This is a genomic window from uncultured Caldilinea sp. (assembly GCF_937128415.1).
Classification (GTDB): domain Bacteria; phylum Chloroflexota; class Anaerolineae; order Caldilineales; family Caldilineaceae; genus Caldilinea.
The window spans coordinates 14,672-38,690 of record NZ_CAKZMJ010000065.1 but is presented as its reverse complement, the minus strand read 5'-3'; the positions used below and the strand labels follow the sequence as shown (position 1 = coordinate 38,690).

Here is a 24,019-nt window from a genome sequence, read left to right as displayed (position 1 = left end):
TTTGCACAATCAATCGAAATTGGTCTGAGAATTGAACAATAGATTGCGACAGGAACTGATTGCCAAGGAGAGCACACGATTATGATCCGAATTCGGTTGCGCCGCATGGGCGCCAAAAAGATGCCGTTCTACCGCATTGTGGTGGCCGACAAGCGCTCGCCGCGCGATGGGCGCTTTATTGAAAGCATCGGCACCTACAATCCGCACACCAACCCGGAGACGGTCGAGCTGAAGATGGAGCGCACCGTCTACTGGCTCAAGCAGGGCGCACAGCCCAGCGACGGCGTCTTTCGCATCCTGCGCCGCTACAATCTGATCGACGAGAAGGGCAAGCCGATCCCCCAGCCCGCGGCTGACGAGGCTGCGGCGGCGACTGCGTCGGCCTGAATACGAAGACTTGACTATGGAAGAGCTGATCCGCTATCTCGCCGAGTCGCTGGTTGAACAGCCCGACCGCGTGCGCGTCTACACCAAAGAGACGCGACGCGAGACGATCATCAAGCTGCGCGTGGCGCAGCAGGACGTCGGTCGCGTCGTCGGTCGCAATGGACGCGTCGCCAATGCCATGCGCGCGCTGCTGGAGGTGGCGGCGCGCCACCACCGCAAGCCGGTGCTGCTCGAAATCGACTGACGCCTGATCACAGCCGAATGCACAGACGGGCGGCGTCTTTCTCGGCTGCTGTCGACCGCAGACGCTTAGACACAGGCGTTTGGGTGCAGACATTTTGGGCGAAAGGTGGAAGAGGCGACCGGCGCTGCACTTCGGTTGTCAGGTGAAATCCATACGAGGGCTGCCGCCGGCAGCCCATTTTTCGTCCATGTTGCGGAATTGGTTGATGATTTCTGAACGGTGAAGAAAAACTTCATGTCCGAATCCATTCGCTCCACGCCCCCGAAGCGTTCGCCGCGGCGCCGCGGTCGGACCTACCGCGTCTACAATCAGGAGGTCTTTGTGCCGGACGGTTTTCTGGCGGTTGGGCATATCGTCGGCGTGCATGGCCTGCGCGGGGAAGTCAAGCTGGAATCTTACACCGATTTCCCCGAACGCTTTGCGCCCGGCGAACGGCTGCGCCTGGGCGACGAGCTGGCTGAAGTCGAAATCGCCAGCGTGCGCCCCCATAAAAAATTTCTGTTGATTCGATTTGAAGGGATCGCAGACCGCACGGCGGCGGAGCAGCTGCGCGGCCTCTGGCTCTTCGTCGCCGAAGAGGAAGCCGCTGAGCTGGAGGAAGGCGCCTACTGGATTCACGACCTGATCGGCCTGGAAGTGCGGGAAGAGAGCGGCGCACGGCTGGGCGAGCTGGTCGATGTTCTGGTCACCGGCGCCAACGATGTCTACGTGGTGCATGGTGAGCAGGGAGCTGCGCGCGAAATTCTGCTGCCCGCCATCCCGGAGGTCGTGCTCAACGTCGATTTGGCGGCCGGCGTCATGACCGTGCGGCTGCTGGAAGGGCTGCTCGACGCCGAAGCGGTTGATTGAAGAGATTCGTCGCACATGAGGTTGAGAATCCAGCATGGCTGACCAATCCCCATCCGTCCGCACCTCGCGCCTGAGCGGGTTCTACCAGAAGAGCGTCGCCGAGCGCACAAGCATCATCGCCCAATGGGCGAATCTAAGCGCCGAGGAGGTCAGCGCGCTGCACAGCGGCCTTTCGGTGGCGCAGGCCGACAAGATGATCGAAAATGTGATCGGCGTCTACAATCTGCCGTTGGGCATCGGCGCCAACTTCATCATCAACGGTCGCGAGGTGCTCGTGCCGATGGTCGTCGAAGAGCCATCCGTGGTGGCGGGCGTGAGCTACGCCGCCAAGCTGGCGCGTAGCGGCGGCGGCTTTCGCACCGGCAGCACACGCTCGATCATGATTGCGCAGGTGCAGCTCCTGGGCGTCGCCGACTTCGAGCAGGCGCGCGCCAACATCCTGGCCGCCAAAGCCGATCTGCTCGCCGCCGCCAACACCAGCCCGACGATTGCGGCGCGCGGCGGCGGACCGATTGACATCGAGGTGCGCTTTTTGCCGGAAACCTTCACCGAGCCGATGCTGATCGTGCATCTGCTCTTCGATGCGCTCGACGCCATGGGCGCCAATGCCGTCAACACGGCGGCGGAGGCGATCGCCCCGCTGTTGGAGCGTCTCACCGGCGGCCGTGCGCTGCTGCGCATCCTCAGCAATCTGAGCGATCGGCGTCGCGCCTGGGCGGAGGTGACCATCCCCGCCGAGACTTTCAGCTCGATCCACGCGTCCGGCGAAGAGGTGATCGCAGGCATCGTGCACGCCAACGCCTTTGCGCTGGCCGATCCCTACCGCGCCGCCACGCACAACAAAGGCATCCTCAACGGCATCGACGCCGTCGCCATCGCCACCGGCAACGACTGGCGCGCCATCGAGGCGGGCGTCCACGCCTACGCCGCCCGCGACGGCCAATATCGCGCCCTCACCGAGTGGAGGGTGATTACTGACAATTCTGCGTCAGGCGGACAAACTGAAGGTGCGCAGCGAAAGCTGGCGCTCTATGGTCGGTTGGAGATGCCGCTGGCCGTCGGCATCGTGGGCGGCGCCACGCGCACACATCCGACGGCGCAGGTGGCGCTGAAAATTCTCGGCGTCTCCAGCGCAAGGGAGCTGGCTGAAATCATGGTCGCCGTCGGGCTGGCGCAAAATCTGGCCGCCATCCGCGCCCTGGCGACCGAAGGCATCCAGCGTGGGCACATGGCGCTGCATGCGCGACAGGTGGCGATCGCCGCCGGCGCCACCGGCGACGACATCGACCGCATCGCTGCGCAGCTGGCGGCGGAAGGGCAGATTCGCGTCGAACGGGCGCGAGAATTGTTGAAGGGGACGTGAAGCTATGTTGAATCGACCGATTCGACCGGTGGGCATCGTCGGCTACGGCGCCTACGTGCCGCGCTATCGGCTGCCCGGCAGCGAGATCAGCCGGGTCTGGACCGACGGCAACGCCAAAAGCCCGGTGCGAGAGAAGGCGGTGCCCGGCCTGGATGAAGACACTGCGACGATGAGCGTCGAGGCGGCGCGCAATGCTCTGGCGCGCGCCGGCATCGAACCGCATCGGTTGGCGGCGGTGTGGGTGGGCAGCGAGAGCCATCCCTACGCCGTCAAGCCCACGGGCACAATCGTAGCCGAAGCGATCGGCGCCACGCCGGCCACCCTCGCCGCCGACTGGCAGTTCGCCTGCAAGGCGGGCACCGAGGCTCTGCAGGCGGCCATCGGCTTCGTCGGCAGCGGCATGGCCGACTATACGCTCGCCATCGGCATGGACACCGCCCAGGGACGCCCCGGCGACGCGCTCGAATACACGGCGGGCGCAGGCGGCGCGGCTTTCATCGTCGGGCCGGAAGCGGAAGCGGTGGCCGTCATCCTGCGCAGCTTGAGCTACGTCTCCGACACGACGGACTTCTGGCGTCGGCCGACCACCCACTATCCCAGCCACGCCGAACGGTTCAGCGGCGACCCCGGCTACTTCGGCCACGTCATCCCCGCAGCGGAGGAGATGATGCGGGCGATGGAGAGCAGGCCGGAGGATTACGACCACGTGATCGTGCACCAGCCGAACCCCAAGTTCCCGGTGCGCGCGTTGGAGGAGCTGGGCTTCCAGCCGGCGCAGTGGAAGACCGGCCTGCTTGTCGCCGAGATCGGCAACACCTACGCCGGCTCGGCGTTGATCGGGCTGTCCGCCGTGCTCGACGAGGCGCGGCCCGGCCAGCGCATCCTGGTGGTCAGCTACGGCAGCGGCGCCGGCTCGGACGCTTTCGACCTGCGCGTGACCGAGCGCATCCTCGACGTGCAGCAGCGTGCGCCGACGACGCGGGACTATATTCGCCGCCGCAAGCCGATCGACTACGCCCAGTACGTGCGCATGCGCAAGAAGCTGGCGCAGCATTAGAAGTGTCGCGTGTTGCGTGTTGTGCGTTCCGTCGCTGCGGTGCACCACGCAACACGCACCCTGCAACACGCCTCCTACAGCGGCTCCTGCATCTTCAACTCTTTCACGCGATCTGCGAAGCCCACGACGATCAAACAGTCGCCCGCCATGATTCGCTGTGACGGCGTGATGGTCGTGATGTTCTCGCCGTTGCGGCGCACGCCCACCACGGTGGCCCCGTGTTTCTGACGGAATTGCAATTCCGCCAGCGTGCGCCCGGCCAGCGGCGAGTGTTCTCCCACGCGCACTTCGGCCAACACGAAATGGTTGGTGAACTCCTCTTCGACGTGCGGCTCCGGCTCGTTCAGGATCAGCTCGGCGTCTTCCAGCGCATCCTCCGGCCCCATCAGCACGACGCGATCGCCTGGAAAAATCTGGAAGTCCGGGCCGGGATCGTAGTAGACGCGGCCGGCGCGGCTCACCGCCAGCACGGAGACGCCGGTTTCCGTGCGCAGAGGAAGGTTGCGCAGCGTCTGGCCGACGACCGCCGATTCGCTGCGGATGCGCACCTCTCGGAAAGTGATCGGCCAGTTGACGTGATCGGGCAGGAACTCCATGGCGTGCGTCAAGGCGTCGGCGGCCTGCTCGGCTGCGTCGACGAAGGGGCGGAAGACGATGTCGGCCCCGGCGGCTTTGAAAAGGTCCGCCTCCTCCTGATTGAGCGCAGTCAAGGCCACGCCGCCGTCGAAGCGCGCGTCGCGCAGGTGATGGATCAGCGCCAGGTTCAGCTCGCGCGAGCGAATGGAGTTGACGACCCAGCGCGCCTGTTGGAGGGGAAGATGCCCCAGCAGCTCCGGGTCTTCGACGTCGCCGTAGAGCACCTGCACCCCGCGTTTCCGCCACTTTTGCAGCGCATCGGGGGCGAAGTCGACGCCCACGAGCGTCTTGCGTCGGCGCAGCAGCTGCTCCGCCAATGCACTGCCGTAGTTGCCCAGGCCGATCAGGATGACGTCGACCTCCGGCATTTTGACGCCCAGGGTGTCGATGGCGGCTTCCCGGTAGGGGTTGCGGCGCTCGAAGATTTTGAGCGGTTCGGAGAGCAGATTGTAGAGTTGACCCGAATAAAGGATCATGTAGGTGGACAGGAAGATCGTCACCACGCCTACAAGCGTGATGAGCCCCATCGTCTCTGGGGAGATGTGGCCGAGGCTCAACCCCAACGAGGCGACGATCAAGGAAAACTCACTGATCTGGGCGACGGTCAATCCGGCTAGAAAGCTGGTGCGCCGTCGATAGCCCATGACGCCCATGATGATCAGCACGATCAACGGGTTGCCGATCAAGACGAAGAGCGAGAAGATGAGGGCGTCGACCAGCTGTGCGCCGACGGTGGACCAGTCCAGCCTGGCGCCGAGGTCGATGAAGAAAAAGAGCAGCAGAAAGTCGCGCAGCGTGGTCAGCCGCGAGCCGATGGCGTCGCGATAGACGGTGGAGGCCAACGAGACGCCGCCCAAAAACGCGCCGACTTCCTTCGTATAGCCTAGCCATTCGCTGGCTGCACCGAGGAAGACGGCCCAGGCGATGGCGAAGAGCACGAGCATCTCTGAAGAGCTGGCCATGCGTCGCGTCAGCCCCGGCAGCACATAGCGCATCAGGAGGGCGACGCCGACCAGCAGGCCGACGCCTTTCGCCAGCAACAGCAGCGTCTCGCCGATGAGCACATCCTCTGCGGCGACGGTGGAGCCGAAGGTCGTCAGCGCCACCAACGCCAGGATGGCCGCAATGTCCTGGACGATAAGGAAACCGATGGCGATCTGGCCGTGCAGCGAATCGACCTCGCGTTTGTCGGAGAGGAGCTTGACAATAATGATCGTGCTGGAAAAGGTCAGTGCCACGGCGACGTAGGCCGCGCTGATGCCCGACATCCCCAGCGCCAGCGCAATCACAAAGCCGATGGCTGAAGTGAAGATGATCTGCCCCAGCCCCGTCGCCAGCGCCACAGGGCCGATCGTGCGGATCAGGTTCAGGTCTAATTTCAGGCCGACGATGAAGAGCAGGACGGCGACGCCGATATGCGCCAGCAGCTCGATCTCTTCGTAACTGGTGATGACGCCGAAGAACGAAGAGCCGGCGAGGATGCCGGTCGCCAGAAACATGATCAGCAGAGGTTGGCGCAACCACTGGCCGATGAAGCCGAGCGCAGTGGCCATGGCCAGGATGATTGCAATTTCGACGAACGTGTCTCCGAATGCCATTACTCCCCTTTCTTGGTGTTCAATGCGTGCAACAATTGTCTGTGCGCCTCCACCTGTGTGAGATAGAGATGACGGCTGTCTGCGTCTGTGATGCGAGCTGCGCGGGCTTGAATCAACGTTGTGGCGCGCTGAAGGACAAGCTCTTGGCGGGGATCGTTGGCAGCGCGCAGGACCTGGTAGACCGTCCAGTAGGCGCGCAACGGCTCTTCCAGTCCTTCCAATACGGCGTTCAAGAGGTGTTCGGCGATCGGCTCCGCCCAGGCTGCGGCGGCCTTCACATCGCCGCGCGCCAGCGCCACGCGCGCCAGCCCCGCGCGCGATTCCAGCCCCAGGATGGATAGCCCGCTTTGCTCGCGTAGGCGCAACGCCTGCCGATAGGCTTCTTCCGCCTCGTCGCTGCGATTCAGCGCCAGCAGGGCATGTCCTCGAAAATCGTGGCCGTAGGCCGCCATCAACGGCATTTCGATTGCGTTCGCCAGCTCAATGGCTTGTTGCGCATAGCGCAGCGCCTGGAGCTGCTCGCCGAGATGGTGATGGTGCAGGCTCAGGTTGGCGAAGATCGCGCAGCGCACCTGCGGGTTGTTGACCTCGCGTTCGAGGGCCAGCGCATGTTGCGTCGCTGTGAGCGCGCCAACGTAATCGCCCATCTGGTCGCGAGAAATGCCGATGTTGATCCAGATTTCCAGCATGGCGAAACGATCGCCGAACGATTCGGCCAATCTCAATGCTCGTTGGTAATGCGTCTGCGCTTCAGCATATTGACCGCGGGCGTCGTAGTGAATCCCGAGCATGTACAGCGTGTTGGCTTCCATGCGCACGTTGCGCTGGGCCTGATGAATGGCCAGAGCTTCTTTCAGAAATGCAAGCTCCTGGATATGGTCGCCCACCTGATTGTAATGAATGCTCAGATTGCCGAGAATCACGGCGGCCATCGTCAGGTCGCCTTCCTGTCGCACCAGGGACAGCGCTTCTAAGAGAAGGTTGCGCGTCTGTTCATTCTCTCCGCGGCGCTGATGCAGCGCCGCCAACCCGTTGAGCGCGTAGGCGCGGCGTCGAGCGTCTTCGAGGCGATCGGCGAGCTGCAGCGCCTGGCGCAGCGGTTCCATTGCATCTGAGGTGCGCCCGAGATGGAAGATGCACCAGCCCAGATCGATCAGGGCATCTGCGCGCGCATCGGGCGCATCCGCCAGCTCCAGCGCCTCGAGCAGCGCGACTTCGGCGAGCTCCTGTTGGTTCAGGCGCGCCAACAGCCGGCTCCAGGCGATGAGCAGCCGCGCCAGCGCATGGGCGGGCATTGTGGAGGCCTTGTTGTTCTGCTGGAATGACGCAGTCCATGTTGCATCGCTCCGCTGCTTCGTCGGTTCAATTGCCCGCGAGGCCTGCGTCTGACGTTCGTCTGCGGCCAGAGAGCTGGAGCGTAAAGTAGTCGCTTCAAAGTGGGCCTTGCGCAGCGATTGCACGGACTCGTTCAGCAAGCGCTCGCCTTCAATGTATAGCCCACGCAAGGCGTGAAACCGCGCAAAGGCGGACGCTGCGGCTGCGAGCAGCTCCCATCGATGATCCTCCAGAGCGTTGCGCCAGGCTGCCAGCAAATCCTCCATTTCGAGCGCCAGTCCTTGCTGAACGTCGGCGGAGTTTTCGCCGTCCAGCGCCAGATCCGCCGACGCCAATTTTTGCAGAAAGAGCGCTGTGTACCGTTCACGAACGAGCGAATGCGTCGAAGAAGTGGCCAGTTGCTCTGCGGCGAAGCGACGAACGCGGTCATGCAGTTGAAATCGCCCTTGATGGCCCGGCTGCAAGAGCGAACGCTCCATCAACGCCGAGAGGAGACGGCCAGCCTCTTCGGTTTTTTTGACGCCTAGCACAGCGGCCGCCGCCTCCGCAGAGAAGGCAGTGCGAAAGAGGGCCACGTTCGCCAGCGTCTGTTGAAGCGCCGGCTCGAGAAGGCGCCATGCAGTTTGAAAGAGCGCGCGCAGGCCGCGATGGCGGGGGGGCAAATCCAACATGGTTTGGGCATCCGGCTCAGCGGCGCGCTCCAAGAGTTGCGCCAACGCCTCGGTGGACCAGGCGCTCCTTTGCAAGCGGTCGATGTGGGGCAAGCAGGCGACCGCCAGCTCGATGCCCAGGGGCAGCCCGCCCACCGCCTGGCAGATTTGCGTCACCGCGGGCTGATGCGCTTTGTCCAGCACACCGACGATGCCGCGACGTCGGGCCAGTGCGTCGAAGAGGGCGAGGCCGTCCGGAACGCCGGCCTGTGCATCGGCGTGGAGGGTGACCTCCAATCCCTCCAACCGCAGCGCGCGCTCGATGCGCACGTTCAGCGGTCGATGCGCCGTCACCAACAGCGCGCATTCGGGTGCATTCTCCAGGAGCGTCAGGAGAAAAGGCGTCGCCTCCTCATGCTGCTCGAAACTATCGAGCAGCAGCAGCGCGCTGCGCTTCCGGAAGAACGACAGCACGCTTTCGACGTAATTTTCTTTTTCATCAAGAGCAATTGCGCAGGCCAGGGCGATGCGTTGCGCCACGCGCGCGGCGGCTTCCATGGGTTGTAGATGCTGCGCGTCCGCCTGCTCTTCTGGGTTTAAGCTGACATAGAACGCGCCGTCGTTGAAACACAGCGCTGCGCGCCGCGCGGCGCGCAGCGCCAGCCGCGTCTTGCCGACGCCCCCTTCCCCCACCACGGAGATCAGCCGCGTCGTCGGCGAAACCAGCAGATCCAGCATGGTGGCGAGTTCTTGCTCGCGACCGACCAACGGCAGATCGTCGAGCCAGTGCGCACCGGTCGGCGCCAGTTGCATCGGAGGGCGAACGTTGTCCGTTTCCGTCCCTGCGACGCCCTGACGCAGAATTTTTTCATAAAGCTCGATCGTCTCCGGCTGAGGAGGCGCGCCGAACTCGCGACGCAGGATTTCCAGGCAGAGCTGGAATTGTCGCAACGCCGCGCTGCGTTGACCCTGACCGACCAGGGCCAGCATCAGATGACGATGACTTTCCTCGCGCCAGGGCTCCCACTGCAACGCCCGCTGTGCGCAGCGTTGCGCGTTCACCCACTCTTGACGCAGGAGATGATAGTCGGCCAGAGCGTCGAACGCCTGGATTGCGGCCCGATGATAGAATTCGCGCTGCGTCGCCGCCCACTCCTCGAACAATTCACTTTCCTGGGTGAAGCCTGCCAGAAATTCTCCTCGATACAGCCCGGCGAGACGCTGCAATTTTTCGATGCAAAGGGGACAGCCCGCCAGGCGTCGATGAGGATGGGTTTCCACTTCGGCGACGAGCGCAGTCGCCGCCAGCGCATCCACCCACGCTTCCGCCGGCGGCAGGAAGGTCACCGTCTGGTTGTCGCTCTGCAGGGCGTCGCTCAGCGAGCCGAGGCCGCGCCGCATTCGGCTGAGCGCAGTGCGCAAGTTGCGCAGTGCGCCGGCCTGAGGTTGGTCGGGCCAAAAGAGTGCGGCCAACCGTTCGCGGCGCAGTGTTTCGCCGCTGTGCATGAAAAGATAGGCGCAGAGCGCACGCGCGCTGTCCGCCTCAAATTCATCGGTGATGTGTCCGTGGACTGCAAATTGAAATCCACCGAACAGAGAGAGTTGCCAGTGCATGATCTCAACAAGAATGGGAACTTACAGGAATTTCAGGCGTTTCTACTTCCTCGTAGCGTTTTCGTAGCGCAATTCCGCTACTATTCGATCGCTGGCGCGCAAAAATTACGAAGATGTAAGGCGTTGCGTCGTACAGAAATGCTTCTGGAACCTATTTTCAACAAAGGAGACACCATGCACCAAAGCGCCCTTTCGGTCTGTATTGCGCAATCGAAGACTGTCCGCTCCAGAACGCGGACGTTGCGACGCTGGCTCGTTCCGTTCTGGGCGATGTGTTTGCTCATGGCAACGGTGCAGGCGGCGCACGCAGCGACGTCGTCCGCCGCACACCCTGCTCCGCAAAGCCTCAGCGCCGTGCAAGCGCGCTTTTCGCCCACCTCCAAGTGCAACGGCGGCAGTTTCACCCTCTTTGAGAATGCCCCGAACAATTTGTTGGTGAGCCTCGAAGGCATGACCCGCGTCGATCCTAGCAGCGGCGGCGCATGCGGCTTGCAGGGGCAGCTGCGGATTCGATTGCCGGGCAACGACATCCGCGTCGCTGTGCGCGGCGACGTCGACGGCTGGGATCAGTTTATCAGCACCTCTGTCGATCCGATCAACCTGAACGTGGCCGGATTGGTCTTACGCTCCACCGCCGCACGCGTTTACCCGGACAAAGTGACGTTGGGCGACGCCACGCTGACGGCGCCGACGCAGCTCGGCGGCGGCAGCGTTCCCGTCCAAATCACCCCGAAGATCGATCGCAATGGCCTGCGCCTCTCCGACGAACTGGTTTCGGCGGGCGTGCGCAACGCCTTCAACCTGCCCGCCTTCAAGGTGCCCAGCGGCCTGAGCCTGCTCGGCCTCTACGGCGACCTTATCTCGGAGGCCAACGGCTATAAGTTTACGGTCGAAGGCAAGCTCTGGCTGCCCTACATGAAGCTAGAGGGCGCGCCGTCCAATCAGATCACCGGGAAGGATCTCTCCGGAGCGGTCGCCATCTCGGCGAAGTTTTCCATTTTCGTCAACGCCGCCGGCGCGATGGTGATTCAGGTCATGCCCGCCGACAACGGCGAGCGCGTTCCAATCCCGGTCAGCCAGCTCGTAGGCCCAGACGCGCCGGATGGCTGCTTCTTCGGCCCGGCCTGCCTCAGCGAAGTGGGGCTGAGCTTGCGCTATTTCCCCGGCATCAACCTGGACCAGGGCTACGCTGGCGGAACGATCTGGCTGACGGGCGTGCGCGGCAACATCACGGTCACCACGCATGACACCGCCATCAATATCGGCGTCACCATCGAGACCAGCACCCTTTCGCTCCCGGTGCTCGGCTCTGCGATCCGCGTCGACGGCGACGCGCGCATGCAATTTGCGCCTGAGCTAGGCTTGGGGCTACGCGCGGCGCTGAAGTTTTTCATCCTGGAGGCGGCCAACGCCGAGGTCAACTACTCCGCTTCTCAGGGCTTCCGAGCGTATATCGGCGGCATTGGCGGCATCGCCGGCGTTCCCATCCGTTTCGAGGGCGAGGTGCGCGTTTGGGGCTCCGGCCAGACCTTCTACGCCTACAGCAGCGGCCCCGTCTATGTCACCGGCTCCGGGCGCGCCGGCTGGTATATCAAGCAGGGCGAAATCTATCAATCGTGCAGCTGGCTGCCCTGCGGCGTGCGCATGTGCACCGGTTGGATCTGGTTCTTCGGCTGGCGTCAGATCTCTTACCCGTGCGGCGTCAACCACTGCTATAGCTGCCTGAACATTCCTCCCAGCGAGCTCTGGCTGGGCGGCGGACAGGCCGACATCGGTCGCTTCAAGAATGACTTGTGGGGCATCAAAGGCGCCGTCCATTTCCTGGTCTACTCCACCGGCGTCTTCCTCGACCTGACCAACGGTCGCGTGACGCTCGGCAACGTCAACGGCTATGTGCTCGATGCGCCCAGCGTCTTGCAGGCCATCGCAATGCAGGCCGCCGGCGCAGGCGACGCCGTGGTGACGGCCTCCGGTGTGCAGATCGCAGCCCGGCAGATCGACGCCAATACGTTGGCGCTCAAGACGCCCGTCGGCGTAATCAACCGCTCGCCCGCCGAGCTTTCGGCCATGCGCAACGCCGCCGTTGAACAAGGCGGCGTGCAGGCGGCGGCTACGCTCGACGCCATCACCACCACGCAGGTGATCACCCAGACGGACGCCATCTTCAGCATCAGCATGACCGAGCCGTTGACGCCCAGTCTCTTCACGCCCAACGGCGCGGAGATCACGCTCGCCAACTACAACTCTTCGCCTGGAGGATTGACGATCCGCTACAGCGAACGCTACACCTTCACTGCCGCCGCCGGAGAGGCCGACGCGCGCGTGCGCTTCGCTTCGGCTGTGCTCACGCCTGTCACGGTCACGCTCAAGGTGGACGGCGTCAACGCAGGGACGAACCTGGTTTATGCGTCCCCCTACATGGCGGTGGCGCCTGGAGTGCGCACGGTGACCATCGAGCCGACTTCTCCTTCCGGCTTGCCCGCCGTGTCGGCCACGGTCAACGCCGTCGCCGGCTCCGATTCGACCGTGCTGCTCCATTATAACAGCGCCAACCAGTTGAGCGCCACCGTCTTCAGCGACAGCCGCGTCCCGCCTAGCGGGCACGGCAAGGGCCTGGTGCGCTTCATCAACGTGCTGGGCAACCGCAACGATCCGCTGCGCCTCTTTGTCAACAGCCAGTTGATCGGCCAGGCGACGCCCGGCCAGGCGACCGCCTATGTTGAACTGCCCGCCGGCGTCTACAGCGCCGAGGTGCGAGACCCCAGCAACACGCTCGTGCTCACCGGCACGCTGACGCTGGTGCAAGGAGACCATCGCGCTTTGGTCGCCAGCAGCCAGGTGGCGAAGGATGAGAGCAACAACGACGTCGCTATTGCCAATCTCAACGAGTTGGTGGAAGTGGCGCACACGGCGCTCACCTTCAAGGAGTTTCTCATCGATCAGGCGCCGGTGGGAACGTGGCAGGTCAAGCTGGTGGGCGACACTTCGATCCCGACGTGGCGCGTGGCCGTGCTCAACGCCGCCAACCCGCCGGTGATCAGCAACTTCGCAGCGCAGCAACGCCCAGGCGCCCCGCATACGGTGGATCTCTCGCTCCGTTTGCAGTCGGACTATGCGCCGACGAAGATCACCTTCTTTGTGGCGCAGGCGCCGATCACGGTGACCGCCACCATGACCGACGACAACGGCGTCGCCGTCCCGCAGACGATCCCGCAGTTCCACGGCGAAGAAGTGGAAAGCATTGAGATCAGAAACTTGAGCCAGCTCAACGGCAGCCAGCCGATCGTCCATGCGCTTGATCTTTCCTTCTTGAGCAGCGGCGAGTATTACATCTGGGCGCAGGTGGAGGACGGCGTCAGTCCGGCGGTCAACCAGTACGCAGCGTCGCCGACGCTGGTGATGGCCGCCGGCGGTCGCGAGGTGCGCATCGCCGCCGTCAACTTCGACCCATCGGTGCAGTACGCGGGCGCCGTCCCGGTCCGCATCGATCACACCGCCACCTTCCTCAACCATTTCGCCACAGCCGTCGTGACGCCGGAGCTGCAGGTCGAAATTTACATGTGGCGAACGCAGCCCGACGTCTGCGACCCGCCGGAAAGCGATCCGGAGTGCGAAGAACTGGAAGGAGGCGAGTGGGGCAAATGGGCGTTGGCGGACTCCTACCCGCTCTACTTCGAGTGGACGCCAAGCCATCACCCGGACACCGACGGCTATGTGGTGGAGATCGAGCCGATCCGCTCACCGACGATCCGTTCAACGCAGGTGATCACGGTCGGCGACTCGGTCTATGAGATGTACGACGAAAACAACAACTTCCTCGGGGTGGTGGGCTTCTCCGGCTGGCGCGAGGTGGCGCCCGACAGCACCTACCGCCTGCGCGTGGGCGCCATCGACTACGACACGAAGCGCATTGCGTGGTCGCAGAGCCGCGAGGTTGTTGTGCCGTTGGGCGCGCTTGGCTTGCGTCACCTCAGTGGAAGCTCCGTCCATGTGCCGTTGGGCGGACAGTCGTTGCACACCTTCGCCCTCTCCATGTCGCCCGACGTCTTCTACGAGGTGATGGTGGAGGTGGACCTGTGGAATCTACCGCCTGAGGTGGATGTCGAGTTCGTTGACGCACAGATGCGGCGCGCAAGCGACGGCTACGTCTCTCCGCGCGGGCGTTTGGCGCCGGCAAGCCCGCCGTCCGGCCCGCGCAACGCCGTCGTAAGCGCCTCGCGCGTGGCGCCTGATGGTTCGCTCACCGTGCAGGCGGCCGGCCAGCGCGCCAACTTCGACCAGCCGCTGACGCTCGTCATCTCCGCCGCGCCGAATGCGCCGGAGGGCGTCTATACGATTCCGATCCGTGCGAGCAACGGCCCGTTTGAAGTTGAGCTGCCTCTGCGCCTCGTCGTCGGTCAGGCCAAGCTCTACCTGCCGGTCGTCACGCGTTAGTTGGGTGGGTTGAGTTCAACGGCTCTGAGCATTCCCCATGCTGCTCAGAGCCGTTGAACATTCGGCCATGCGATGGCTCTGAATTCGACTCGGACGGCGCAGCAGACTCTTCTGCTTTTCAGTTTTGGAAGATGCGCAGTGCGTTTTCGGCCTGTGCGCTACAATTCCCGGTTGCGACGACGAATGGCGGCTCTGCAGAGCGCCAGGCTCACCTCCAGCGATTCGCTGAAAGCAATAACGGCGTCGGCGCCGGCTTGCAACGCTGCGATCTCATACGCCGGGTCGCGCACGCTCAAAACGACGAGGGGCGCCAGCGTGGCGCTGCGCATCCAGGCGATGGCCTCCTGCACTTCGAGCGACGTCATGCTGAAGGCGTCCAGAAGAATAAAGTCACAGTTTGCGAGCTCCTCCAGCTTCGGGGTCGCCAGCGTCGAGGCGCGGAACCGTCGCTGTTCTCCTCCGAGCAGGCGAAGCAGCATCAAGGCGCGATACGAGTGTTTTTCTCCATAAACAAACGCAGTCAATCGGGGGGTGGGGGCGGATCGAGAGGAAGGTTGAAGGTGAGAATGGGAAGACGGGTTCAACGACGACAAAACAGGCTGCGATGTAGGCGACGATGACATTTTTGTCTCCGTTTACTTCCTATCTATGCGTTTGTAGTTTGGGTTTATCCCTTTGTTATGGATCGTTGTTCATAACCATGTTTTGATCACGCTTTCAGCCTGCACAGAAACAAAATAAAGGCTGAAAGCAGCTCTCCTGATTCACAGACTGGGAAGCATCTTATAGTATATTTACATCCATCGGCAGCCAACCTTTCGATATTCTTTCAGTTTTCATGAACTGCTGGAGGCGCGCTCCGAGGGAGCCTTGACCGCGGCAAACACCATCGTGTTGCGCAGTTCCTGAGAGAGGTGATGCCGGCGCTCGTTGCGCAAAACGCCTTCCAGCACAAAACCGGCTCGGCGCGCCACGCCTGCGCTGCGCTCGTTGCGTTCATCACAGCGAATTTCCAGGCGGTAAGCGCCGAGAACGTCGAAGGCGAAACGGGTGAGGGTGCGAACCGCCTCGGTGATATAGCCCTGACCCGTCATCGAGGTGCGCACCCAGTAGCCAATTTGCATGGATGGCACCGACCAGTTGAGATCATGCATGCCGCTGGCGCCGATCAGATCGCCGGTCTGCTTGCTCCACAGCAACCAGGTGAACGCTTCCCTTGCCAGATAACTGACTGCAGAGCGTCGCGCAAATTCTTCGCTCTCGGCGACCGTAGGCAGCGTCGCAGCCCAGGGCAGCCAGGGCCGTAATTCCTCGAATGATTCCCGTACGGCCTGGTTGATCGCTGCGCCGTCGCCGGGGCGCGGAACTCGCAGCCAGAGCCGTTCGCTTTCCAACCGGTCAGGGATGTCAAGGAGAATTGGGCGTTGAAGCATGGACGAATCAGCTCTTGAGACGTTTGAGATAGATCATCTTTTGGTTGTGATGTCGTTCACCGATGTGGACCAGCTCCCAGCCTTCTTTGCCGACCTGCTCCAGGTACTCGCGCAGGGTGGGGCCGTTCTTCCAGTGGGGCTGTTCGCGTCCATCGACGAAGCGCACGCGCCAGCCGCGATAATCGCGCACAATCACCTCGCGATACTCCCATTCGAGCGGCTTGACAACGGTCGGGACAGGCGGTGCGGCCGTTTGATCCTGAGCGGCCGGTAGTTGCGCCTTTGTCCGCACACGGCGAGCAGCGCGCGGTGGAGAGACGGCAGGCGACGCGGTCAACGCAACCACGGCTTCGTCTTCCGCCGCTCCTGCATCCGCGTTGAGAACTGCATCGAGAATGTCAGGCGTCGGTTTGCGTGTGCTCATCGTTTAACACCCTTTCCGCCAGGAGGCGATAATCTTCTGCACCCGTCGAGGTGACTGCATACTCGAAGATGGTCTGTCCATAGCCGGGCGCCTCCGAAAGGCGCACATTGTAGCGAATCGGATGGCACAGTTGTGCGGGAAAATGCTGGCGCAACTGTTGCAGAATCTCGTCGGACTTACGCACGCGGCGGTCGAAGAACGTCGGCAAGATGTAGCGCAGCGTCAGGCGGGGATGATACCGGCGAATGGCCGCAAGGCTGCGCATGAACTCCTGAAGCCCTTGCAAGGCGAGCACCTCTAGCGCCACAGGCGTCAGGACCTCCTCGACGAAGAAAAGCGCATTCACGGTCAACACATCCCAGCCCGGCGCTGTATCGACGATCACATAGTCATAGCGCGCGTCCAGCGCCGCCAGCGCCTCGGAAAGCGTCTGCTCCCCGCCGAACTCTTTGCGGTCGATCGCTCGCTTCAGGCCGGCCAGGCCGCGCCCTCCCGCCAACAGATCGACGCCTGGGCGCGCTTCAATGATCGCATCCTTCAGCGGCGCCTCGCCGCTGACGACGTCGGCGACGGTGTGCGTCGGCGCAATATTGAGCATTCTGGCGAGCTGCCCTTGCGTGTCCATATCGATGAGCAGAATACGGCGTTGACGCTGCGCCAGCGCCGCTGCGAGGTTGACCGCCGTCGTGCTCTTGCCGACGCCGCCTTTCGAGAGTGCAATCGCCACTTTTCGCATCGTACGCTCCTCCTTTGATTGTACAACGAATTCCTTGCGCTGGGGAAGAGACGCAGTAGGTGCATTGGTCGATTCTTTGTTTTTTTAAGGATTGGGTGGTTGCGTTCTGCGTGGGTTTGGAGCGAAGGCTTCTTTGCGCTAGTATGGTGAGTCGGTGCATTCACCAACACGCCATGGACAACACGCCATGGAGAGGAACGGATTCGTCGTGAAAAGCGTTGAGAAGTCATCCATGCGATCGGTTACGCGCCTCGGGAATTTGCACAAGCGCCTCTCTTTTTTGTCGCTGGTTCTGCTTGCGGCGGCGCTCAGCGCGCTGTTGATGGCAGGCTGTGGCGGTCGCGGTGAAGCCACGCCCACGCGCACCCCGATTCCAACCTGGACGCCCACGCCATCGGAAGGCGCAGCGGCGCCGATCGAGCAAACCGCACCGGAAGCGCCGCAAGCGCCGGTCGGTCCTGTGCAGCCCGGCCAGCAGGCCGTCGATCCAACCCAGATCGCGGCGGCGATCGCCACGAGCACACCCACGCCCACGGCGACGTCGACCGAAACGCCCACGCCGGCGCCGACGCCGACGCCTACGGAGACGCCTACGGTCACTCCAACGCCCGAGCCAACGGAGACGCCGACGCCGGAGCCTACACCCTCCCCCACCCCGGAGCCGGACTATCCCTTCGCCCTGGAAGAAGCGACGAAATTCCCGACCGAGTCGCTGGCGCCCAATGTCGTGCGCATCTACGCGTACATTTACTCTCCTTCGGAGCTAGGGCTGGGCGGATATTCGTTGCGCGTCGAGCATCTGGGGTCTGCGTTGGTCGTCGATGAAGTCTCGTTTGCCGGTCTCCCCGAGCAGACGCGTGAGGACGCCAGCCCCTATGCGCGTTTCACCAATTTCAGCGTCGTCTTCGTCGAGCCGCAGGCGGGAGAGTGGCGCATCCAATTGATCGATCCACAAGGGCAGCCAGCCGGACCGGAGGCGGTTTTCGAGCTGACTGCGGATGAGATCACCCGAGAGTTGTACGTTCGGTACGTGCGAAAGTAGAGTTATCGATAAAAAACACCGGGGGATGAATCGTCTCACACCCCGGTGTTTTTCTCTGGCGCACTGCAGGCGTTAAATGGGGTCGAACCACGCGCAGCGCCAAAAGCCCAATCAATATTGCAAATTCCAGCGATCTTTCTCGACCGGATCGGGCACGAAGTACAGCCAGAGCACGCGCTCCTCTTTTTCTGCCAACACCAGCTCTGCATTGCCGGAGAGGCCGCGCCAGGCCGTGCTGGCGGAGAAAGCGATCGTTCCTGGGTAGACCAGGATCGTCACCGAGTCGCCAGGCTCCAGATCCCACTCTCCGCTCAGGTTGTCTCGTTCAGGGCGATATTGCTGGTCGAGCGTGAAACGGATCTTCTGGTCGAAGCCGTTGTTGACGACGATGCGCGCCAGCCCATCCGGCACGGCGGCCGCCTCAGGCGTGGGCGTGATCTGCTCTTGCGACTCTTCAGGAGCCGCCTCGGTCGCAGGCGCAGGCGCCGGGGCCGCCGGCGGTGACGCAGGGGCGCTTGTCGGCGTCGGCGCAAGCGCCACCGTCGCCGTCGGCGACGCCTCGGCCGGGCTTCCGGCTCCGCTGGATTCGGGCGTCGCATTGGCGATCGGCTGACCGATGACAGGGAGGTCCGCCACGCCGCCATCGCAGAGAATAAATTCGGGATTGGCCGTCACCCAGCCATCGCGCGCCACCCGCTCGGTCACTTGCATCCAGGTCTTGGTGGCGTCAAAGGCGACCACGACCACGGAGCCGGGTTCGGTCTCCGTGCCGCGGATTTTGGCGATGATGGGGAACTCCAGACCCGGGCCGCTGCGCACGTTCAAAGTTGGCACGCGCAGGCGGCAGAACGCCTGCGGCGGCGCTTTGACCGTCTCCCCACTCGGGCCGATGACGGCCTCCAACGCCAATGCCTCGATGAGCGAGTTGTTCGGCCCTGGGGTCTCGGTGCGGGTCAGACCGTAATAAAACCCCGCCTCGACTCCCTGCGGCGTCCACTCGCAAACCGTGCGCTCTCCGGCTCGGATGCAGGTGCGCAGTTGGACAAGCAACGTTCCATCGGGCTGCACTGTAAATTCACTGACCGACGCCGGCGCAATTTCATGCAGCTCGTTGTTGACAATCACCGCCTGTCGTTCGCCGGTGCGATTTTGAATCCAGATTTGATTGGTCGGAGGAGCGCCTGCGCTTCGCAACGAGAGCAGAATGTCCTGACCGAGCTGCTGACCAACCACCACTTCATAGAAGTTGTCGCGCGTCAAAAGGTAAGGGTCCCAGAAGCAGCCGACGTCGGCGTCGCTCTTCGTCGCCTCACAGTTGAAGAGGTTGAGAACAGCCGTGCTGCGCGCCAGCTCCAGGCCGATTGCGCGCAGCGGGGCCACTTCATAGGTGCGGCCTTCGACAAAAAAGCGAACGGGCGCGTCGGTGCGGTTGGCAATGATCGTGCCGGAGAGCACATCCGTGTAGAGAGCGTCCAGCGCAGGGTCATCCAGCGGATTGACCGCTTCCAACGCTTCGCCCGTCAGGCTGTCTGCGCTCATCGTCAGCAAGAGCGTGGCTGTAATCTCCGCCGTGGCGGTGGGAATGATGGAGCTCAGCAGCGTCTGGGGCAGACGCTCCGTCGCCGTCAGAGGGGTCGTCACCGTCAGCGGCTGGCTCTGACGAAAAGGAGCAAAAACGGCGACCGTCTCACCTTGCAGCAAGGAAGGATGAACGCTTGCGAGTCGAGCACGGCTCTGCTCGGAGCGGGCGGAATCGCTCGGGGAGTCCGCAGATGAGGCGACAACCGGCGATGCAGCGGCGGTCGTCGCCAGAAGCACGAGTACAGAAATCAATGCTTTCTTCATAGAATGTACCTGTCACTCTGTGTCCTGTCCAATGAACCGCGGCGGTTCCTATCCTTTCGGTTGCATCCTCCGGCAGTTGAGTTTACAGAATTTTTCCAGACCTTGCTCTCTGCCATCTATGCAAACCGAATACGACGCCGCTACACAATCGCTATGGATGGTCGATGAAGCCATTCTCATAAACGTCCGCTCGGCCCAGTCAGGTTTCACAGCGACATATAGTTTTGCCTGTTTCTAAAGTTCTTTCCAAAAGGCCTTGGAAGGCATCGAAAGTTGCATAAAAAATTCAGGCGCAGGAGCGCCCTGCGCCTTGCCATATCGATTTGTCAACAGGGGGCAACTTTGCTTCGCGATACGTTTACTTCGCTTCGCGATAGATGACATGGCGGCGCACGATCGGGTCGTACTTGCGCAGCTCAAGTCGATTCGGATCGTTGCGTCGATTCTTCGTCGTCAAGTACATGTGCGAGCTTTCCGTGCTGCGCATCTTGATCAGCTGACGCGGTCCCTTCTTCGCCATAACAACACACCTTCCTTTTCTGCCTGAACTCGCCAAAACTCACAAAAAATCAGTATAGCGCATTCGCCGCATGAGCACAAATTGGGCGGCATTGGACAAGAGAATCAAGATGAGTGGTTCAAGACAGGCTCCTCGGAAAGTGCATGCGCCCGTCACGCCGTCGCTTGCGGCCCGGGGATGTATTTGCCGATCAACAAGGAGAGGCGTTCGAGAACGTCGGCGCGTATCACGGCGCGATTGGTGATGATGGCGTCGCGCAGCGCCGACGCCTGCGGAGAGGGGCCCGCCCCTTCCAATCGGCGGATGGCGTTCATGACGGCGCGTTTGGCGATTTCGGCGTTCGACAGCAAGGTTTTGACGACCATTTCCACCGTCACCGGCGTCTCGCTCTCGTGCCAGACGTCGTAATCGGTCACGTGCGCCATCACGGCGTAGCTCATCTCCGCCTCGCGCGCCAGCTGCGCTTCAGGCGTGGTCGTCATGCCGATGATGTCCATTCCCAATGCGCGAAAGACGCGGCTCTCCGCCTTGGTGCTGAAGCGCGGCCCCTCGACCGTGACGAAATTGCCTCCCCAGTGCACCGGCGCGCCCGTCTCTCTCACGGCTTCGTAGCAAATCTCGGAGAGCATCGGACAGAAGGGGTCGGCGACGCCGACGTGCACAACCAGACCGTCGGTGCCGACGTCGGGATCGTCGAAGAAGCTCCCTTTGCGGCCGTGGGTGCGGTCGAAGAGTTGAGTCGGAATCACGATGTGCCCAGGCGCGATGTCCTCGCGCAGGCTGCCGCAGGCGCTTACGCCGATCAGATACTCAACGCCGAGCATCTTGAAGCCGTAGATGTTGGCGCGATAGTTGACGCGGCTGGGGCTGAAGCGGTGGCCGCGTCCGTGGCGGGCCAGAAAGGCGACCCGTTGTCCGGCAAGCGTTCCAACCATATAGGCGTCGGAAGGCGACCCGAAGGGCGTTTCCAGCACGATTTCTTCGACATCGGTCAGCGCCTCCATTTGATAGACGCCGCTGCCGCCAATGACGCCGATGCGAACCTGTTCTTTCATGGCGTTCTCCTTTTCGATTGGTCAGACTGTTGTCATTGGGTTACGGTCTTTGCTCCGCCGGGATTTCCTGCAGGCGCGGGTTGGCGCGGTCGCGCGCCGATAGAATTGGCGTACGCACGTTCCAGGGCACGGCCAGGTCTGGGTCGTCCCACGCCACGCCGAACTCATCGCCGCCGTCGTAGTAATTGTCGACGAGATAGATCAAGGTGGCGTCGGTGAGGGCGTAGAAACCGTGCGCTACGCCGGAGGGGATGTAGAGGCCGTATTCGTTCTGTTCGCCCATCTCGACAGTTTCGCTTGCGCCGAAGGTGGGAGAATCTTTGCGCAGATCCGCCAGACCCACGCGGATGCGTCCCTGGGCGACGTACCAGTAATCGACCTGGTGAAAGTGGTAGTGTAGCCCGCGCAGCACGCCCGCCCGGCTGTCGCTGCGGTTCGTCTGCACGATCGACCACGTCCGCTCTGGAAACCATTCTTTCCGAAATGTTTCCAGAAAGCGCCCTCGTTCATCCCTGAAGACTTTGAGTCGAACGATCTTGATCCCGGCGATTCGGGAAGATTCAATGATTTCCGCCATTCCAGGTCTCTTTCTTCTCTCGTTCTGTCAGATGGTGACGCAGACGGCCGATAACCTTCTCCACCGCCTGGCGTTTGAGATGATAGGCAGCGCGGTTGGCGATCAGGACGGCCTGGACTTCCAGAATGGTGCGCGTTTCGACCAGCCCGTTGGCGCGCAGCGTGTCCCCGGTTTCCACCAGGTCGACGATCAGATCCGCCAGGCCCACCAAAGGGCCTAGCTCCACAGAGCCGCTCAGCGCAATGATCTCGGCGTTGACCCCGCGCGCGCGGAAGAAATCGGCGGTCAGGTTGGGATATTTGGTGGCGACGCGCGGCTGACTTTCGTAGCGCAGGGGGGTGTCAGGCCGGTCGGCAGGCGCCGCCAGGGAAAGCCGGCAATAGCCAAACGGCAACAGCAGCGGTTCATAGACGTGGCGTTGACTTTCGCGCAGGGTGTCCAGCCCACAGACGCCCAGATCGGCTGCGCCGTATTCCACAAAAGTGGGCACATCGCTCGGCTTTGCCAGCACGTAGCGCACCGTGCGGTCGGCGCTTTCGACGATCAATTTGCGACCGTTGTCAAGCTCTGGCCTGGGGAGGCCGGCGGCTGCAAACAGGTCGATGGCCTGGTCGGCGAGCCGGCCTTTGGGCAGCGCAATCGTCAATGGCTCACAGGCGCCGTCGTGCAGGTGCGTCATCGAGCCGCCTCCTTGTACGGTGAAGCCGAGGCTGCGTTGCGAGCCTCCACCAGCGCAGTCAACGCGTGCAGCGCGTCTTCAGTCGTCAGCCCGGCGGAGGTCGGCTCGTCGCAGGTGAGATCCCAGAAGAGCGGGCGTCCATCGCACCAATCGACGGCTGCATGCGAGCCGATCGCTCTGGCATAGGCGCACAGCGCTGCGCCGCAACGGTGCTCCAGGTCGAGCGCAACCGTCAGGCCGGCGCGCCGCGCCTGCGTAACAAAGGCGAACGCGTCGGGGTGGTTGCCGGTTGCAACGATGAGGTCCGGCGCCAGCGGCTGTGGCGGCGGCGGCGCAGCGCCTCTTCGGCGCGCCAGCAGAAGGCGTTCCACGCCCAGCCCAACCCCTACGGCGGGCATCGCTGCGCCGAACGTCCCCACCAGATTGTCGTAGCGTCCGCCGCTGGCGATCCGGAACCCGACGCCCGGCGCCAGCGCCTCGAAGGTGATGCCGGTGTAGTAGCCAAGGTTGTGAATTTCGCTCAGATCGAGCGTCACGTAGTCCAGCACGCCTTGGGCCGCAAGCACCTCGCAGATGGCGCGCAAATTGGTCACCGCAGCCTGCATCGGTTTGTTGAGCGCTAATTTCTCCGCGCGGTGCAAAATCGCATCGATCTTCTCTCCGCCGAGATAGGGGAGCTCGGCAAGGGCGCGCTGTTGACGCCGCGGGAGGCGGGTCTCACGGAGGAACGCCTCCAGGGCGGGCTGACTGTTGCGGTCGATCGCCGCAGTGAGGCGCGTGCGGGCATCAGGAGGCAGCTGCAGCGCCTGGAGCAATCCCTCGAAAAACTGCATCTGCCCCACCACAAGGCGAAAGCGTTCGATGCCGGCGACCTGAAGCGCCTCAACGGTGAGCGCCAGAACTTCGGCGTCGGCTTCGGGCGCAGCGCTGCCCATCAACTCCACGCCGACTTGCCAGAACTCGCGCTGCTGTCCTGCGCGCATCTCTGCATCGCGAAAGACGCTGCCGGAATAGCAGTAGCGCTGAGGGAGTGGAGCATCGTGGAGTCGAGTGCCCACCAGACGGGCGACCGGGATGGTCATGTCTGCGCGCAGCGCCAGCATGCTGCCGTCCCGGTCGAGAAAGCGGCACAGCTCGGATTGCAGCTCGCGGCTGCCTCGCTCGCTCAAGGTTTCGGCGTACTCGAACGTGGGCGTCACCACATCGCTGTAGCCCCAGCGACGAAAAAGGTCCAACAACAGGCTTTCCAGCCTGCGCCGTTCATACGCCTCTCTCCAGAAATAATCGGCCACCCCTGTCGGCGTCTGCGCCGTCATAGGGCGCAACCTGCTTTCCCCTGTCACGTCCTGCGTTCCTCGTCCTTCCACAAGGCGTTCCCAATACTCTGAGGGAGTATACCACAGCCAGGGCTTCGAGCCGTCGAGCCACAAGGATATGTTACAATTGTTTAGAAGTTGCGCAATGGATTCCGGCGATCCATAGAGCGGATTGAGCAAATCGACGGCGGTGAGGGTGGGTGCGGCTCCCAGCCGCACGCTTTC

19 protein-coding genes are annotated in these 24,019 nt (G+C 62.8%); 7 read left to right on the top strand and 12 right to left on the bottom strand.

The genetic code is table 11. From position 1 onward, the window contains the following. The first annotated feature begins 81 nt into the window (after positions 1-81). The 5 genes from rpsP to Q0367_RS10200 all read left to right on the top strand — a co-directional run bounded on the left by rpsP (position 82) and on the right by Q0367_RS10200 (position 3,900). A complete protein-coding gene (rpsP, locus tag Q0367_RS10220; RefSeq protein ID WP_297633726.1) occupies positions 82-387 on the top strand; it encodes a 30S ribosomal protein S16 in 306 nt (101 codons plus the stop codon). A 16-nt stretch (positions 388-403) separates the two neighbouring features. After that, entirely contained in the window at positions 404-631 is a 228-nt protein-coding gene (locus Q0367_RS10215; RefSeq protein ID WP_297633728.1) for a KH domain-containing protein, read from the top strand. Between the two features lie 234 nt (positions 632-865). Continuing rightward, positions 866-1,480, top strand: coding sequence for a ribosome maturation factor RimM (gene rimM / locus Q0367_RS10210; RefSeq protein ID WP_297633730.1), 615 nt, complete (start codon positions 866-868; stop codon positions 1,478-1,480). Positions 1,481-1,514: 34 nt separating this feature from the next. Then, a complete protein-coding gene (locus Q0367_RS10205) occupies positions 1,515-2,843 on the top strand; it encodes a hydroxymethylglutaryl-CoA reductase, degradative (protein WP_298982077.1) in 1,329 nt (442 codons plus the stop codon). 4 nt (positions 2,844-2,847) lie between these two features. Beyond that, a complete protein-coding gene (locus Q0367_RS10200) occupies positions 2,848-3,900 on the top strand; it encodes a hydroxymethylglutaryl-CoA synthase (protein WP_297633734.1) in 1,053 nt (350 codons plus the stop codon). Between the two features lie 74 nt (positions 3,901-3,974). Here the strand turns inward: Q0367_RS10200 and Q0367_RS10195 are convergent, their stop codons facing one another. Continuing rightward, positions 3,975-6,134, bottom strand: a complete 2,160-nt coding sequence (locus tag Q0367_RS10195) for a cation:proton antiporter (protein WP_297633736.1) — start codon at positions 6,132-6,134, stop codon at positions 3,975-3,977. Further along, a complete protein-coding gene (locus tag Q0367_RS10190; RefSeq protein ID WP_298982073.1) occupies positions 6,134-9,733 on the bottom strand; it encodes a tetratricopeptide repeat protein in 3,600 nt (1,199 codons plus the stop codon). The genes Q0367_RS10195 and Q0367_RS10190 overlap by 1 nt, the downstream gene beginning before the upstream one ends. Before the next feature lie 282 nt (positions 9,734-10,015). Here Q0367_RS10190 and Q0367_RS10185 point away from each other — a divergent pair, with 282 nt between their 5' ends. Then, positions 10,016-14,167: a DUF4397 domain-containing protein gene (locus tag Q0367_RS10185; RefSeq protein ID WP_298982071.1), complete on the top strand. Its 4,152-nt coding sequence runs from the start codon at positions 10,016-10,018 to the stop codon at positions 14,165-14,167. A 158-nt stretch (positions 14,168-14,325) separates the two neighbouring features. Here the strand turns inward: Q0367_RS10185 and Q0367_RS10180 are convergent, their stop codons facing one another. The 4 genes from Q0367_RS10180 to Q0367_RS10165 all read right to left on the bottom strand — a co-directional run bounded on the left by Q0367_RS10180 (position 14,326) and on the right by Q0367_RS10165 (position 16,760). After that, on the bottom strand, positions 14,326-14,646 hold the full coding sequence (locus Q0367_RS10180; protein ID WP_297633741.1) for a hypothetical protein: 321 nt from the start codon (positions 14,644-14,646) through the stop codon (positions 14,326-14,328). Between the two features lie 357 nt (positions 14,647-15,003). Beyond that, positions 15,004-15,600 (bottom strand): GNAT family N-acetyltransferase, encoded by a 597-nt coding sequence (locus Q0367_RS10175; protein WP_298982069.1) that lies wholly within the window; start codon positions 15,598-15,600, stop codon positions 15,004-15,006. Positions 15,601-15,607: 7 nt separating this feature from the next. Then, entirely contained in the window at positions 15,608-16,024 is a 417-nt protein-coding gene (locus Q0367_RS10170) for a hypothetical protein (protein ID WP_297633746.1), read from the bottom strand. After that, positions 15,999-16,760: a ParA family protein gene (locus tag Q0367_RS10165; protein WP_297633748.1), complete on the bottom strand. Its 762-nt coding sequence runs from the start codon at positions 16,758-16,760 to the stop codon at positions 15,999-16,001. Before Q0367_RS10165 ends, Q0367_RS10170 begins: the two co-directional genes overlap by 26 nt. Before the next feature lie 232 nt (positions 16,761-16,992). Between Q0367_RS10165 and Q0367_RS10160 the strand changes: the two genes are divergently transcribed. Beyond that, positions 16,993-17,802 (top strand): hypothetical protein, encoded by an 810-nt coding sequence (locus Q0367_RS10160; protein WP_297633750.1) that lies wholly within the window; start codon positions 16,993-16,995, stop codon positions 17,800-17,802. A gap of 111 nt (positions 17,803-17,913) precedes the next feature. On the opposite strand, the gene Q0367_RS10155 is transcribed toward Q0367_RS10160, so the two are convergent. The 6 genes from Q0367_RS10155 to hisZ form a co-directional block, all read right to left on the bottom strand. Then, positions 17,914-19,647 (bottom strand): hypothetical protein, encoded by a 1,734-nt coding sequence (locus tag Q0367_RS10155; RefSeq protein WP_298982067.1) that lies wholly within the window; start codon positions 19,645-19,647, stop codon positions 17,914-17,916. 358 nt (positions 19,648-20,005) lie between these two features. Beyond that, entirely contained in the window at positions 20,006-20,167 is a 162-nt protein-coding gene (rpmG, locus tag Q0367_RS10150; protein ID WP_014435034.1) for a 50S ribosomal protein L33, read from the bottom strand. Between the two features lie 152 nt (positions 20,168-20,319). Next, a complete protein-coding gene (gene mtnP / locus Q0367_RS10145) occupies positions 20,320-21,222 on the bottom strand; it encodes an S-methyl-5'-thioadenosine phosphorylase (RefSeq protein WP_298982065.1) in 903 nt (300 codons plus the stop codon). A gap of 40 nt (positions 21,223-21,262) precedes the next feature. Beyond that, positions 21,263-21,799 (bottom strand): dTDP-4-dehydrorhamnose 3,5-epimerase family protein, encoded by a 537-nt coding sequence (gene rfbC, locus Q0367_RS10140; protein ID WP_298982064.1) that lies wholly within the window; start codon positions 21,797-21,799, stop codon positions 21,263-21,265. Continuing rightward, entirely contained in the window at positions 21,783-22,478 is a 696-nt protein-coding gene (gene hisG, locus Q0367_RS10135; protein ID WP_297633759.1) for an ATP phosphoribosyltransferase, read from the bottom strand. The genes rfbC and hisG overlap by 17 nt, the downstream gene beginning before the upstream one ends. Then, positions 22,475-23,794 (bottom strand): ATP phosphoribosyltransferase regulatory subunit, encoded by a 1,320-nt coding sequence (hisZ, locus tag Q0367_RS10130; RefSeq protein WP_298982061.1) that lies wholly within the window; start codon positions 23,792-23,794, stop codon positions 22,475-22,477. Before hisZ ends, hisG begins: the two co-directional genes overlap by 4 nt. Positions 23,795-24,019: the final 225 nt, after the last annotated feature.

Coding starts and splice junctions, on each gene's coding strand:
- Q0367_RS10155 (WP_298982067.1), bottom strand. CDS start 19,647: ATGAAGAAAGCATTGATTTCTGTACTCGTGCTTCTGGCGACGACCGCC.
- Q0367_RS10200 (WP_297633734.1), top strand. CDS start 2,848: ATGTTGAATCGACCGATTCGACCGGTGGGCATCGTCGGCTACGGCGCC.
- hisZ (WP_298982061.1), bottom strand. CDS start 23,794: ATGACGGCGCAGACGCCGACAGGGGTGGCCGATTATTTCTGGAGAGAG.
- rimM (WP_297633730.1), top strand. CDS start 866: ATGTCCGAATCCATTCGCTCCACGCCCCCGAAGCGTTCGCCGCGGCGC.
- Q0367_RS10190 (WP_298982073.1), bottom strand. CDS start 9,733: ATGCACTGGCAACTCTCTCTGTTCGGTGGATTTCAATTTGCAGTCCAC.
- Q0367_RS10205 (WP_298982077.1), top strand. CDS start 1,515: ATGGCTGACCAATCCCCATCCGTCCGCACCTCGCGCCTGAGCGGGTTC.
- Q0367_RS10185 (WP_298982071.1), top strand. CDS start 10,016: ATGGCAACGGTGCAGGCGGCGCACGCAGCGACGTCGTCCGCCGCACAC.
- mtnP (WP_298982065.1), bottom strand. CDS start 21,222: ATGAAAGAACAGGTTCGCATCGGCGTCATTGGCGGCAGCGGCGTCTAT.
- Q0367_RS10160 (WP_297633750.1), top strand. CDS start 16,993: ATGCGATCGGTTACGCGCCTCGGGAATTTGCACAAGCGCCTCTCTTTT.
- rpsP (WP_297633726.1), top strand. CDS start 82: ATGATCCGAATTCGGTTGCGCCGCATGGGCGCCAAAAAGATGCCGTTC.
- rpmG (WP_014435034.1), bottom strand. CDS start 20,167: ATGGCGAAGAAGGGACCGCGTCAGCTGATCAAGATGCGCAGCACGGAA.
- rfbC (WP_298982064.1), bottom strand. CDS start 21,799: ATGGCGGAAATCATTGAATCTTCCCGAATCGCCGGGATCAAGATCGTT.
- Q0367_RS10180 (WP_297633741.1), bottom strand. CDS start 14,646: ATGCTGCTTCGCCTGCTCGGAGGAGAACAGCGACGGTTCCGCGCCTCG.
- Q0367_RS10170 (WP_297633746.1), bottom strand. CDS start 16,024: ATGAGCACACGCAAACCGACGCCTGACATTCTCGATGCAGTTCTCAAC.
- Q0367_RS10195 (WP_297633736.1), bottom strand. CDS start 6,134: ATGGCATTCGGAGACACGTTCGTCGAAATTGCAATCATCCTGGCCATG.
- Q0367_RS10165 (WP_297633748.1), bottom strand. CDS start 16,760: ATGCGAAAAGTGGCGATTGCACTCTCGAAAGGCGGCGTCGGCAAGAGC.
- Q0367_RS10175 (WP_298982069.1), bottom strand. CDS start 15,600: ATGCTTCAACGCCCAATTCTCCTTGACATCCCTGACCGGTTGGAAAGC.
- hisG (WP_297633759.1), bottom strand. CDS start 22,478: ATGACGCACCTGCACGACGGCGCCTGTGAGCCATTGACGATTGCGCTG.
- Q0367_RS10215 (WP_297633728.1), top strand. CDS start 404: ATGGAAGAGCTGATCCGCTATCTCGCCGAGTCGCTGGTTGAACAGCCC.